Origin of the sequence: Spirosoma arboris, assembly GCF_009754945.1 — a bacterium.
Taxonomy (GTDB): Bacteria; Bacteroidota; Bacteroidia; order Cytophagales; family Spirosomataceae; genus Spirosoma; species Spirosoma arboris.
On record NZ_WPIN01000006.1, the window covers coordinates 388,764 to 402,733 of the forward strand.

Below are 13,970 nucleotides of genomic sequence, written 5' to 3' on the forward strand. Positions count from 1 at the left end.
AATCAGGATTTTTTTGGGTGGCCGTAGGGCACATTGATGTCAATTTTTCCCTTCCATTTTTTTGGGATCGGCAGCCCTAACTCCCAGTGAATCGCATTGATAACTAGCCGCTGAAACGATTCGACCTGAAAATCTTCGGGGTGTCCTAGCGTGGTCAGGAAAGCTTTGCCGCCCCATTCGTTTTTCCATGTCCAGGCAACAGGGTTTTCGATGGCTGGCTTATCAGGGTTCACCGATTTGCCCATCAGCAACCAGGTTGACCCTTTGGCCGGATAATCGGGCTGAACGCGATAAAGCCAGGACGATGCATGGAAGCTCGGAGCAACACCCGTAAGAATCGGATTCTTGGCCGCTTCTGGAATGATCGTCACATCGGTCGTGCTCTTGTGTCCGTAGTGTGTATGGGCCGCCTTGCCACCCCAACCCGGAGGAGCGCCAAATGCAAACTCGCCAAACGAATTCCACCGGATGCGCTCATCACCTTCGGGAAAGTTGAACGCATGCGTTGTGGTACGGAAGCCCATGACAGGCTTGCCTGATTTCAGATAGTCGTCAATGAATTGGAGTTGTTCCTTGGGGAGTTGACGCCAACGCAGATAAAAAACGGCCAGATCGGCCTCTTTCAGGGCTTCAAGGCCGGGAATATCTTTTTCGCCATTATAGTCGGGGTAAGCCTTCAGGACTTTGGTCCGCATGCCGTAGTTCTTCTCAAGTTCAGCGGCAATAAGTGGTAAGGTTAGTTCGCCACTATACTCATGATCGCCGGTAACAAACACCACCAGTGGCTTCTTTGGGGCTTTTGCCGTGGCCAGACCCGGTAGGGCACTCAGGCTGACTAATCCGGCGACTGTCTGAAGAAAAGTTCTACGTTTCGTGTTCACGTCAGATTTTTTACAATTGAAAAGCGAAAAATTTGATTGGCCTACTATTAAAAAACATGAGGTTATAGATATGGGTGAGGATAGGGGGATGCGGCATAAATCCGCTGTCACGCAAAATAAGGAAATGAAGCGCTCGAAGTTGAGCCTATTAATCTGTAAATGGGCTTTTTTGTCTTTTAGTAATTAAAATATATTTATTTGGTTACTTTAGCTTGTTCTTACGCCTAACCGTAACCTTATTATGGAACCAAACTATACTAGCTTTTTACTGGAACTTAAAGACCATATCCTGCAAAGCCGCTACCGAGCAGCCCGTATGGTCAATAGCGAATTATTACTGCTTTACTATGCTGTAGGGAAACGATTGTCCGAAAAAATTGCCGCTGAAAAATGGGGAGCGAAGGTTTTGGAACAGCTTTCAATCGATTTGCAGAAACAATTGCCAGGTCTTAAGGGCTTCTCTTACAGAAACCTAAAGAATATGCGTCAGTTCGCAGATGCCTATTCGCAGGTATTTAGTCAATTGATGACTAATCAGCCAAAAGGGGCGAATGAACAAGGGAATTCAATTGGGCAGACGGTGTCTGCCCAATTGAATGATATCGAATTAAATATCTTTTTAGGGATTGGCTTCTCGCATCATATTCTGTTACTGAACCGTTGCCACGATCTACAGGAACGCGTATTTTACATGCAAAAAGCTGTAGCTAATCAGTGGACTCACGAAATGCTTGATTGGCAAATCAAGGCGAAAGTCTATCAGAAACGCGACCAGACTTTAGCTAATAATTTCTCAAATACACTCTCGGAAACGATTCGGGAGTCAGCTCTTCAGGCTTTCAAAGATGAGTATTTGCTCGACTTTATTAATGTAGAAGCAGATGATGAGCGAGTTGTTGAGAAAGGTATTGTGCAAAATATCAAGGATTTTATTCTTAAGGCAGGGAAAGGATTTGCTTTTATTGGGAATCAGCACCGGCTACTGGTCGATGACGAAGAGTTCTTTGTCGATCTGCTTTTCTATAATCGCCAGTTGAAATGCCTGGTTGCCGTTGAACTGAAAAAGGGAAGGTTTAAACCTGCTGATGCTGGACAACTAAACTTTTATCTAAATGTATTGAATGATCAGGAGCGAATGCCCGATGAAAATCCGGCAGTAGGTATTGTGCTGTGCAAAGAGAAAAACGACAAGACAGTTGACTACGCCTTTCAGGCCATTCAAAATCCGATGGGTGTAGCAACCTATCAACTCAGTTCAGACCTACCGGAACACCTGCGGAACGTATTGCCTGATCCTGAATCATTGAGGAAGCTGCTTGACTGAGATACTATACAATATATTCTCACTTTCTCTAATGCCGTATAAAACGCATATCTTAAGATAGAGATGGATTTATAACCGTTTAACTATAAACACTATAACCTTATAAGCCCGAAAATATAACTTGCTGCGTCATTAATTGTAACATCCCACACCAATGAAAATTGAAAAAGGCCAAATCATCGCAGGTCAGCCAGTCCTAAAAGTTAGAGACTTCTTCAAACGACATGAGCGGTTCTGTCTAGATAGTATCACCTACTTTTTTGCTATGTCTCCGGAAGACGCAAATAGATTTTGTTCAGAATTGATAGGACTTGGCTATTGTGAGCAAATCATCAGTGATCAGATAGACCCAGATTTTAATGAAGAAGTATGGCATGAACTGCTTCCACTTGGCCGTTCGTTGAGATTAGCACGCGCGGTTCCAAGGATTAGTCGGCAGAAAGCTGATCAAATTTTAGCAGAATTTATGAAACGCGTAGAGGAGGTGAATTGCAATGAAAAGTATGTGCATAAGATAACAAAAGTAATTCTGTTTGGTAGCTATATCCGGCCCGATAGTACAGATTTAGGCGATGTTGATATTGCGGTTGAAATAACATCAAAATTTAATGATCCAGAAGTGCGCCGTAAGAAGGGACAGGAATATACAAGAGCAGCCATGAAAAGCGGACGGCATATTGGCGGATTCCTTGAGCAGCTGTGTTTCCCAGAATCTGACTTGAAGGTATTTCTTAGGAACAAGTCCCGTTACATCAGCCTACACCCAATAGACGACGAAGTCTTGAAAGAGACGGAGACTTTACAGATATATCCTAAATCACTTATCACACAGTTGACAGATCTTCTGGCGTAGCTGACAATAACCTATTCATGAAGCAACCTAAGTCCCGGCTCATCCTGGATACGGAAACGGGTAAGCCGCTACATGGCGTTGGTGCGGGTACGCTTGGTGTGTTTCTGAAAGCCTATTACCCCGAAGTCCGAAAGCTAATTCGCGTTGCCAGTGGCTACTTCCGGTTAGCTGGCTACACCCTTGGCCGTCGTTATCTCCTCCCGAATCAATCATCGGTTCAGTTTCATATTCTGGTTGGCCGTAACGAAGGCGACAACGCCCGGCTGGCCGTACGTGATGAGATTAAAACTGAGTTAGATAAAGGAAAAAAAACAGGTTACTATACGCCCATTGTGCGAGATGTTATTCGACGGATAAAAGCGAAGGAGTTTATTATCTATGATGCTCGCTCTATGGATGTAGATTACCACTGTAAGTTCTACATCTGCGACCAAACAGTGTTATGCCATGGTTCCGGCAACTATACAGTCTATGGCATCCTTACGCAGCACGAACAGATCAGTGCCAGCCGAGATTCAGCCGTCATCAAAGAATCCAGCGATTGGTTCGATGAGGCCTCAAAAACAGCTAAAGATGTTACACTACCCATTTTAAAGGTTTTGGAAGAATGGCTCAAGCTAGCACCACCTTTTCATGCTTACCTGAAATTCCTGACAGCTTTCGATATTCTCTTTGATCGAGGTAACGTACCTGGTTTGCATCTGCCTGTCTACTATCAGCAGTGGGTCATTGTGCGGGCTATCGAAGCTTGTAAACAACATAGGGCTGCTGTAGTTCTAGCTGCTACAGGCTTGGGCAAAACCATTATTGGGGCTGAACTTGTGTTTCTGTTAAAGCATCTGAATATTATTCAGAACGTAGTCCTGATAGCACCGTCTGCCGTACACGCTGAGTGGAAGAAACAACTGAAGCTTAGAGATTTTCATGACGATCTGTTTAATAGTCACTTGTTATTCATGTCCACCTCGGAGCGACCGTACCACAAAGTGGCCCAGCTAGACCAGCGCCTAAGCGATGTGACAGACAAGACGCTCATTCTCATTGATGAAGCCCATACATACCGCAATCAAGATCGTTCCGACTGGCAAAAGAAAGACAAAAAATACCGAGACGAAGCTAAGCGCGAAAAAGCCCGTGGCGGTGTTGCTCTTGACCGGATACGACCGCTTGTCGAAGAGCGAAAAGCCTTGATTGTTTTGCTAACAGCCACGCCTTATGGCACCAATCCGGGTAATATTGAGAGTTTGCTCCGCTTTTTGCCCGAAACCTTGGAGAAACAGAACGTAGAAAAGAAACGAAAAGGACTAACGTTAGCCCAATTAACCAAACTGAATTTTGTTAGCTCACTTGGCCTTCGACAGGTATTGACGTTGGCAAGGGAGCGGGGCGATACTGTAAACAACCGTGTCTTCATTCAATTCGGCACACAACCGCGTTTCATGCCGGAACGAGTTTATTTACGGAAAGTTAGCTATAAGCTACCCGAGTTTGAAGACCTACGTGCAGCGTTTGACGCCGGTTTGTTTGCGCAGGATACACCAAATGTAGGTGATGGTTTTGATGACAGGCGGGATGATTACCGCTCATTCGGGATTAACTCAGCTAATGGACATTTCATTACATCATGGCTGGGTTCACCCCCTGCTGTAGTACAATGCCTGATAAAAAATCTGCTCACGCTTGGCAAGCGCGACGATCAGGCTAAAGCACCTGCTCCTCCTTTATTTCCTGATTATCAACGATATTCAGAGGAAGAAATGGCGGCTTTCCCAGATGAAGAAGCTGGTAAGCCATACGGTTTTCTGATGCGTGAAGACATAAAACTTCGTCGGGAAAAACTGTACCATATTCAGCAACGTCTTGAGTTATTGAAACGAGATGATAAGGTTCAGAAACTGTGCGACCTGCTTAAAGTACATGTAGTTGATGGAAAAGAGAAGGCATTGGTTTTCGTTGAGCGTCATGCAACGGCATTGTTTATTACTGAGTTTTTACAAAAGATAAAGCCGTCCTTATCAGTCGAGTGTATGGTGGTACGGCAAGGAAAAGAAGGATATGCACTGAAAGATACCGATAAGCGTAACGAGATTATGGATAATTTCTCGCCTATCTCGCGCGGCACAAAGAAAATTACTTTCCCTGTCAATGTACTTATTTGTACCGATGCCAACGGCATCGGTGTCAACTTACAGGATGCAAACGTAGTTGTTAATTACGATCCGGCCGACAGTGCCGATATTGTGTTTCAGCGGGCCGGGCGAATTATTCGCTTCACGGTTGACCCAGCCCGTAAAGTGTATATCTACACGTTTGAGCCAAGCCAAAAAGATGCGGCTTCTAAAGCCTGCAACAAGATTGCCTCCGTGTTTGAGAGCATGCGGAAACACCACGATCGATCTAATAAAACGTTTGGCTTATCGATTCTGCCCGAATCCGATGAAGAGGAAATTGATCTGACGAATCCTGAGCAAGAAGCGGCTTTCGTTGGCAGTTTCAACGCGGCTGACGACGGTACCATCCATGATCCGCTCGCTCATCACACCGCCATTTTTGATAAACACCGAGATCTTGTTGCGAAGCTTAACGACAGTTTATATTCATCACGCATTTACAAAAGTAACGAACCACGAATCGCTGTACTTATTGAGAAGGATGCACAAAAACACATTATCCTTTACAATCTCAAATCGCGAGCATTCGAGCATGAAAACAATCCGATTGCTGTAATTGACCTGCTTGCCTGTCAAGAAGACACCGATAATGCGCCTATTGATGTCGGAACTGTAGAACGAGCAACGAAACGGGCTGTTAATAACTGGCAGAAAATAAGCACGTCGTCAACGGATGACCTGCTTATTTTGTGTAGTATTTATTTGGCCCCAAAGTGGAAGAAGACGTTTTCTGACGATTTACTTAAGAAATTCCGACAGAAAAAGAAAGCCAGACATAATCCTACTAATAAAGGCAATACCTAATAAGGCTCATATGGAATTGAGTATTGACTACATTATTCCTCTAGCTGCTAGCTGCAAATAAATAATAAAAAGTTGTACCTAATTATTTCACTGGACTAGCCTCGCGAAACAACTCCCCCAACATCCGCTCAAACTCCGTCTGAAAAGGGGCTATAATCGTAATCCGTTCCTCAGTAATGGGGTGCGTAAACTTGAGCTGACGGGCGTGTAGAAGCATGGTGTTCATCTCGAAATGCTCTTTAAACAGCTTGTTTTGCTTGTTACAGCCGTGAGGTCGATCGCCGATGATGGGGTGGAGAATATGCGCCATGTGTTTGCGCAACTGATGCATGCGGCCGGTATCTGGGGTTAGCTCCACCAACGAATAACGAGACGTAGCGTGTTTGCCAAATGGCAGAGGGATTTCGGTTCGTTGAAGCGTCTTGATATGGGTTACTGCATCCTGGAATACACCCGTTTCATCGTTACGTAAAGCATAATCAATGGTCTGTTCGTCGGGTGTAAAACCGCGGACAATGGCCAGATAACTTTTATCAACGCCACCTTCCATAAACTGCTGCTGCATGAGCGAGTTCATGGATTCGGTTAGGGCGAAGAGTAATACGCCACCCGTTTTGCGGTCGAGCCGGTGAACGGGATACACACGATGCCCCAACTGATCTCGGAGAATCTGTACGGCAAATTCGCTGGCATTGCTGGCAATGGGAGAACGGTGAACTAGCAAACCGTGTGGTTTATTGATAGCAACTAAATCAGCGGACTGGTAAAGAATGGTGAGAAGAGGAGCTGTATCTGGAGATGAATTCATTCGCGACAAATAATACCAAAAATAGTAGGATGCCCTGTAACTTACGCCCATTACCAGCGAAACTCAAAAAACATGCGCGTTTATTGGCTACAGACGAGTGTTGTTCTGCTACTAATTCTAGTTTCTTCAACTATAAGTAAAGCCCAGAAGACGACCGAAATCCGGCGGTTTCAGCTGAAAGAAGTTCAGCAGGGCGTCGCGGTCGATCAGACCTATTTTTACGTCATCAACAATCACTCGCTGACGAAGCATACCAAATCTGATGGCAAGCAGGTCGCGGCCTGGAGTGACAGTACGGGCTTGTTGAAACACATGAACAGTGGCGTAGTGATTGGTCAGAAACTCTATTGCACACACTCGAATTACCCCGACGTACCGATGGCGAGTTCGATTGAGATTTTCGACACGCGAACGTTGAAGCACATTGGCAATCATAGCTTTGGGCTCTTTCCCGGTTCCATGACCTGGGCCGATTTTCACGACGGTTATTGGTGGGTAGCGTTTGCAAATTACTCAAACAAGTCGATGGCCGAGGGGCGCGATAATCGCTGGACAACATTGGTCAAATTCAATGAGAATTGGCAGCAACTCGAAGTCTGGGCGTTTCCAGCGAATGTGTTGCAAGCTTTTGCACCTTACAGCACGTCGGGTGGAACGTGGGGGCCTGATGGTCTTCTTTACTGCACTGGTCACGATAAACCCGAGATGTATGCGTTGAAATTACCCGAACGTGGACATACACTTCAATACGTAAAAACCATTCCGACCGTCAGCGAAGGGCAGGCATTTGCTATCGACCGAAGCATCAAAAACAAACAGGTGTTTTACGGAATTACTCGAAACGACAATTACGTTATCGTTTCGGTAGTTGAGTGAAAAATAGCCAGTTAAGGTACGCCGATGAAAACAGAACGCTATTTCCCGGTTGAGCGATTAAGGCCATTTGTCAAGGCGTTCATGCTCATTGAGAGTGAACAAGGGATGGTTAATAAACTGCTGCCTAGCACGTCTATTGTCATGGCGTTTCGGTATAAAGGAAACGTGCGTTATGCGGAAGGCGTCAACGTAGGGCCTATGCCCACAGCGGTGATAACGGGTTTACGAAACTCAATGCGTTTGGTTGATTATACTCCGGAGGCAGCTACGTTATTGGTCATTTTTAATGAAGGCGGAGCTGCGGCTTTGTTTAGAGAACCTCTTCACGAATTATTTGGTAGCAGTGCCACACTAGATGAGCTGATGCCACGCAAGATTGTAAGCGAAGTGGAAGAACGTTTGGCCGAAGCAAAAAACAATCAACAGCGTGTGACAATCGTAGAGCACTTCCTAATCGCGAGGCTACAGGAAACCACCACCGATTGGCTAGTGCAGCAGGCCATCCAGCAAATTCAATTGTCCAACGGCACGGTACGCATCAACGAATTACTAGCCGATTTGCCCATTAGTCAGGACCCTTTCGAGAAACGCTTCCGGCGAATTGTAGGAACTTCACCCAAGCAGTTTTCGAAAATCGTACGGTTACGTTCGGTGATTAATCAGTATTCTTCTACGCAAAGTCTGACAGAAATGGCCCACCAGGCTGGCTATTTCGATCAGGCCCATTTCATCAAAGACTTTCGGTCATTCACAGGCCAGGTTCCTCATCTTTTCTTTCAATCAGGAGGCTATTGGTGAAGATGGGCCGCTGATTTTTATGATCCTTCTGATTTTACAAGATTTTTACGATCAGCTTAATGCTAAATCATAATTGATCATTGACCTCATAATTATCTGCGTTCTATTGACTATCAAGTCAGTGATTTTTTACAATTCTGGACTTGCTCATCCATCTAGTTTTGTGTCGGCCAATTAGGCTATAAACAAAACACAAACGACTATGAATGAGTATGTTTTTTTGATACGATTCAGTATCCAGAAGACTTTAACGCCAGAGCAACAGGCGCTGAATACCGAAAAGTGGAGGAAACTGATTCAATTCTGGACAGACCAGGGCACCTTTGTAGGAAGTAGCCTGATTACACAGCCCGGTTTTGTTGTGACAGGATCACAACGAGAAGTAGAACAGGGAGTTGTGGCCGATGCGGATTTTAAAGTAACGAGTGTAATTCGAGTACTGGCCGCCAATCTGGATAGTGCCGTAGAAATGGCCAAAGACTGCCCAACGCTGGATTATGGAGCCACCGTAGAGGTCAGAGAAGTACAAATACGCTCTATTCCTGCAAACTAGTTTTAAACGCAGAGAAAGCGGAGGTTTCGCAGAGAACACAGAGCCTAAACTAATTAATCTCTGTGTTCTCTGCGAAACCTCCGCTTTCTCTGCGTTTAAAAAATCACCATTTTGCTAGCGCAACAATGTCTTTCACTTCCAGAATCTGCTTTTCGTACCCATTCGCAGCCGATTTGATCATGGCGAGCGCCAACTCCTGCAAAGTTGAAAAGCCAGAAGGATAAAGCGCCCGGCCAATAGGATATAACCAATCAAGGTATTTGTAATAACTCTTCACGTTTTTCTGGCCGGGCGTCGCCTTCATAAAGCCCGGACGCATCATATACGAGTTTTTGAACAGTCGCATCAGCGCATTTTCGGTAGCACCTTTCACACGTGCCCACGCCAGACGACCTTTCTCGGTGCTATCGGTACCACCGCCAGACACATACTCGAAGGTCAGGTCAGGGTTAAGCTTTGCCAGTACGTTAGCAAAGTTCATAGTCAGATCGTAGGTCATACGCTTATACTCGTCATCTTTCATTCCAACCGACGAGACACCCAAGCAAAAAAAAACAGGCATTATAGCCGCTCAGTTGACTCTCGATGGGGGCCAGATTGAAAAAGTCCTTGTGGATAATTTCTTTCAGCTTGGGGTGCACTACACCGCCCGGTTTCCGGTTGATGACCAACACCTGTTCTACATCAGGATGTTGCAAACATTCGATCAGGACACCTTCGCCCACCATGCCCGTGGCACCCGTTATTATTGCGTTGATTTTCATAGAGTAGATCGTTTTAGGCTAAGCTAAAATTCGTCGGTAATTCGTACTGAATTGAATAAATTTACCGACCTGATGGCTATTAGTCCAAACCGAACCAATCCGAATAGGTTCAACGACTTAGCTAATTAGGTTGTACCCATGGGCTTTAGCCCGTGTATTAATTAGAGAATGAAACACGGGCTGAAGCCCATGGGTACAAGGACCTCCTAACCAAAAGCTTTAGTATAACTATGAAACTCCTCCTCTCCCTTCTACTCATAACCCTGCTCCTGGCTCCGTGCTCTCTGCTTCTCGCTCAGGAGCTCACCAGCAACGGCCAGCGCGACATTGTATTCAAGTCCGTGAATGTCATTCCTATGGATCGGGAGCGCGTGATTGACAACCAGACTGTCGTCGTGCGCAATGGTCGGATAACAGCAATGGGCAATGAGGGAAGCGTGAAATTCGGTAAAGAGGCATTGGTCATTGATGCGAAAGGCAAATACCTGACGCCCGGTTGGGCCGAAATCCACGCCCACGTTCCGCCTATTGATGACATTGAACCGATGAAAGAAGTGCTGATTCTCTATCTGGCAAACGGCATCACAACCATTCGGGGAATGCTGGGACACCCTAAACATCTGGAGCTACGCAGCAAAATCAATAATGGTGAAATTCTTGGTCCGCACTTTTATGCAACTGGCCCGTCATTCAATGGTCAAACGGTAAAAACTGCCGAGCGAGGTGCCGAAATGGTGAGGGAGCAGAAAGCGGCTGGCTATGATTTTCTGAAACTACATCCGGGGCTTACCAAAGAGACGTTTCCAGCGATTGCCAAAACGGCCCACGAAGTCGGTATTCCATTTGCAGGTCACGTATCCTTTAATGTAGGTGTTTGGCGAGCTATCGATGCAGGTTATTCGTCGATTGACCATATGGATGGATTTGTCGAGGCCATCGTCCCACGATCCGATACGTTAGCTGAACCAGAAACGGGTTTGTTTGCGTCCTGGATTGCCTATCGGGCCGATGCTTCGCAAATTCCGAAACTCGTGAAAGGATTGCGGGAAAAACATATTCGAGTGGTGCCCACGCAAGCACTGGCTGAACGCTGGCTTTCTCCACTTCCGGCAGATGCGTTTTCCAATGATCCAGAAATGAAATATATGAAACCAGAACAGCTAAAAGGTTGGGTGAACACAAAAGTTGGCTACCTCGCTAATCCCAACTTTTCAAAAGAACACGCCGAAAAGCTGATTCAGATTCGCCGGAAGTTGATTTATGAATGCCAGAAAAACGGCGTTGAGCTGTTGCTTGGCTCCGATGCTCCCCAAATTTTCAACGTGCCTGGCTTCTCGATTCACCACGAAATGAAGTACATGGTCGATGCTGGATTAACGCCCTATGAAGTCCTGCGCACCGGAACCGTCAACGTCGCATCTTATTTCAACAAGCCAGATTGGGGAACCGTTAAAACTGGTAACGTATCAGATCTAGTGCTGCTTAGCGGCAACCCATTGAAAGATATCAATCAGACCAAAAACATCGAAGGCGTTATGATTGGTACGAATTGGTTATCGAAAGAGTATATTCAGAAGGAGTTGAAGAAACTGGAGAAGCAGTAGAAGGGGTTGAATTAGTCCGAATAAATTAATTTGAGTTAAACAATCGCCGGAAACAGACCTGTATTAGCCCACAGCTAAAGCCGTGGGCTAATAGTACCTCGATATACCTGCGCCAGTCTGTCTACTCTTCCAACGGATGCTGATGGAAAATTTCTTCCAGTCTTGCGAAAAGCTCCGGGTGTTTTTCGTGCAGTAAATCAGGGCGTTTGAAGAAGTACTCAGATACGACGGCGAAGAACTCGGCTTCGTTAGTAATACCGTATGGGTTGATATCGGAATGATTGGCTTTGATATCGTGGATACTTTTATGGATCAATTGCAACCACGGTTTAATGTGGTCTTTCTCCAGGAGATATTCTGGCAAACCATCCGTAGAGCCATCGGCCTTGTCGAGGAGATGGACAAATTCATGAATGCCCGTGTTGCCTTTACTAGTTTCATTGGCAAACCCCTCGTGCAGAGCCGGCTTCGACAATACCATCGTGCTCTGCAAGGCACCGCCTTCACCGACCATACCCAGAATATTTCTCCCTTCGCCCGTCGTCTGAAAATCGGCGTTGAAGCTGCCTTCGTAGAGTAGTACGTTGGTCAGCGGATAATACCAATCGGTGAAACCGAAAATAGGAATAATAGCGCTACTGGCTACTAAAACTTTGTCAACATCGTCGACAGTCGTAGCTACGCCTTCGATCTTGACATGATGCAGAAAATGATTGACCCGATCTTCGAATAGCTTCTTTTTGTCTGGACTTAGTTCTTGATAATAAGGGATATAGGCTTGTAATAATTGCGGATAGTTGCTGGGCAGGGGTTGCGCGTCCTGTTGCTTCTGGCTCAGGTATCGCCAAACGAGCCAACCAATTATTAATACAACTAGGCTGATAAAAAGAACCATAAAATGAATTGTTTTCGACAGGATTAACAGGATTTACAAGATTAGTAGATAGAATAAAAATCCTGAAAATCTTGTAAATCCTGTCAAAAAATAAAGATTATAACTTGTTTACTTTCAACACTATTTTCGACTCAACATTAATCAGAGTCTGGATGCCGTCGGGTCGAATGGCTATTTTCTGGGGTGTAAATCGAAAGGCGTTTATCCCCAGATCCGTTTTCTTCCCGGCTCCTCCTTTCTCAAACGCCTTATCGATTTCCTGAGGTATCTTAGCAATATCATCGGCTAATCGAATCGTCAGTAACCCTTGCAATAAGGTACGCAAACCGTCGTGCCAAACAGCTCCTGTGTTTTTCGACAATACACTGCCCGATTCTGCATCGAAATCTAGATCTTTGATTTTCAGTGTGTTGGTTAACGTATCGAACGTTGGTTTGCCTCGTAAGTAAACGATGCCATCCAGAAGTCCAGCCAGATCGGCTTTTACAATCAGCGAATGCTGGCCTCCATAAACCGAAATACTTTTGATTGTCAGGCTGCCCAGTGCCAGTTTTTTATTCTTTACTGTAAGCGCCAGCATTCGATTAATATCGGAGTAGGGAACAAAACTCATCAGATGCAAATCCGAGATTTGCGAAACCTGCTCCCGTTTCTGCAAAAGAGGCAATGGGGTGCGCGCATGTACTGGTTTTTCGGGCTTTACCTCTGTTTTCGTTTCCATGGCAATCCGCACATGGGTTGTTAACTGGGTCGAATCGCCTGTCACTAAGCCGGATGATACACTGACGGGTTTAGGAATTAACCAAAGACCATACTCCTTGTTAATCAGCAGCGGGTCTTGCATATCGTGCCAGATCGGTTTCACCATTTTATCGAGTCGGAGTTCTTTATGAACTGCCGAATCGATGGCCATTTCAATCGCACTCTTGTGCTTTTCCAACAGGTTCTCAACCAGATTGGTTAGCGAAATGCCAACAATCTTGGGTTGAACGATCCAGGTATAATCCGTAAAGGTTGTATGGCTGGCTAGACGCCAGTCGGGTGTTACGCTGATTGGACTTTTGAAATGTACGTTTATCGCACAAAAAGGCTTTTCAGGGGGCGTCGTATCGCGGCTAAAGGGCCTTGTGAGCCACATTTGAAGTGGTGCCGACAGCTTTATCTGCTGATCGGCGTACTCAACATGAACCGAACCCAGGCGCTTGACCCGAAGCGACATAATCCCTTTCGTTTTGCCGTCTTTGGTTTGTTTGCCGACCAAAACAGGGTTGAGCTCCTTATTGATTTTCTCTTGTAACTCGGTCAATTGAAATGTAATGGGGCCAGCCACATACGACATCGTTTCAGGTATAGGCGGATCGAAACCTTCGGCTTTGGGGGCTTGAGGCTGTTTGTTCTGGCATTGTCCTAGAAGAACAATAAGTCCAAGAGCAATAAAATAATAACGTGATGGTGGTGTCCTCATTAACAGAAAATACCCAATTGATTGCAAGTCAAAACGTTCTTGCAAACTGGCTATTCAATAACTGATGGGCCGGTGTGTATGTTTTCAGCGTCGTGTTGTACCCATGGGCTTTAGCCCGTGCATGCATCGAAATAAAACACAGGCTAAAGCCCGTGGGTAGAATTGAATGACTTA

General features: G+C 45.5%; 11 protein-coding genes and 1 pseudogene. 7 read left to right on the top strand and 5 right to left on the bottom strand.

What is annotated here, in order from left to right; translation table 11 throughout:
- Positions 1-2 precede the first annotated feature (2 nt).
- Positions 3-881: a ThuA domain-containing protein gene (locus GO755_RS18545; RefSeq protein WP_317165902.1), complete on the bottom strand. Its 879-nt coding sequence runs from the start codon at positions 879-881 to the stop codon at positions 3-5.
- A gap of 241 nt (positions 882-1,122) precedes the next feature.
- On the opposite strand from GO755_RS18545, the gene GO755_RS18550 reads away from it, so the two are divergent.
- The 3 genes from GO755_RS18550 to GO755_RS18560 all read left to right on the top strand — a co-directional run bounded on the left by GO755_RS18550 (position 1,123) and on the right by GO755_RS18560 (position 6,033).
- Entirely contained in the window at positions 1,123-2,205 is a 1,083-nt protein-coding gene (locus tag GO755_RS18550; RefSeq protein ID WP_157586740.1) for a PDDEXK nuclease domain-containing protein, read from the top strand.
- A 154-nt stretch (positions 2,206-2,359) separates the two neighbouring features.
- Positions 2,360-3,058 carry a nucleotidyltransferase domain-containing protein gene (locus GO755_RS18555; RefSeq protein WP_157586742.1) on the top strand — a complete coding sequence of 233 codons (699 nt, stop codon included), beginning with the start codon at positions 2,360-2,362 and terminating at the stop codon, positions 3,056-3,058.
- 17 nt (positions 3,059-3,075) lie between these two features.
- Positions 3,076-6,033 carry a helicase-related protein gene (locus GO755_RS18560; RefSeq protein WP_157586744.1) on the top strand — a complete coding sequence of 986 codons (2,958 nt, stop codon included), beginning with the start codon at positions 3,076-3,078 and terminating at the stop codon, positions 6,031-6,033.
- Positions 6,034-6,115: 82 nt separating this feature from the next.
- On the opposite strand, the gene GO755_RS18565 is transcribed toward GO755_RS18560, so the two are convergent.
- Positions 6,116-6,841 carry a pseudouridine synthase gene (locus tag GO755_RS18565; protein WP_157586746.1) on the bottom strand — a complete coding sequence of 242 codons (726 nt, stop codon included), beginning with the start codon at positions 6,839-6,841 and terminating at the stop codon, positions 6,116-6,118.
- Positions 6,842-6,913: 72 nt separating this feature from the next.
- Between GO755_RS18565 and GO755_RS18570 the strand changes: the two genes are divergently transcribed.
- The 3 genes from GO755_RS18570 (at position 6,914) to GO755_RS18580 (ending at position 9,068) form a co-directional block, all read left to right on the top strand.
- Positions 6,914-7,717, top strand: a complete 804-nt coding sequence (locus tag GO755_RS18570; RefSeq protein ID WP_157586748.1) for a hypothetical protein — start codon at positions 6,914-6,916, stop codon at positions 7,715-7,717.
- Between the two features lie 24 nt (positions 7,718-7,741).
- Positions 7,742-8,515, top strand: coding sequence for a helix-turn-helix domain-containing protein (locus GO755_RS18575; protein ID WP_157586750.1), 774 nt, complete (start codon positions 7,742-7,744; stop codon positions 8,513-8,515).
- 202 nt (positions 8,516-8,717) lie between these two features.
- A complete protein-coding gene (locus GO755_RS18580) occupies positions 8,718-9,068 on the top strand; it encodes a YciI family protein (RefSeq protein WP_157586752.1) in 351 nt (116 codons plus the stop codon).
- A gap of 103 nt (positions 9,069-9,171) precedes the next feature.
- Here GO755_RS18580 and GO755_RS18585 read toward each other — a convergent pair.
- Positions 9,172-9,832 (bottom strand): annotated as a pseudogene (locus tag GO755_RS18585) (epimerase).
- Between the two features lie 230 nt (positions 9,833-10,062).
- Between GO755_RS18585 and GO755_RS18590 the strand changes: the two are divergent.
- Positions 10,063-11,436, top strand: a complete 1,374-nt coding sequence (locus tag GO755_RS18590; RefSeq protein ID WP_157586753.1) for an amidohydrolase family protein — start codon at positions 10,063-10,065, stop codon at positions 11,434-11,436.
- A gap of 121 nt (positions 11,437-11,557) precedes the next feature.
- On the opposite strand, the gene GO755_RS18595 is transcribed toward GO755_RS18590, so the two are convergent.
- A complete protein-coding gene (locus tag GO755_RS18595) occupies positions 11,558-12,331 on the bottom strand; it encodes a M90 family metallopeptidase (RefSeq protein ID WP_157586755.1) in 774 nt (257 codons plus the stop codon).
- 97 nt (positions 12,332-12,428) lie between these two features.
- A complete protein-coding gene (locus GO755_RS18600; protein ID WP_157586757.1) occupies positions 12,429-13,796 on the bottom strand; it encodes a DUF4403 family protein in 1,368 nt (455 codons plus the stop codon).
- Between the last annotated feature and the right edge of the window lie 174 nt (positions 13,797-13,970).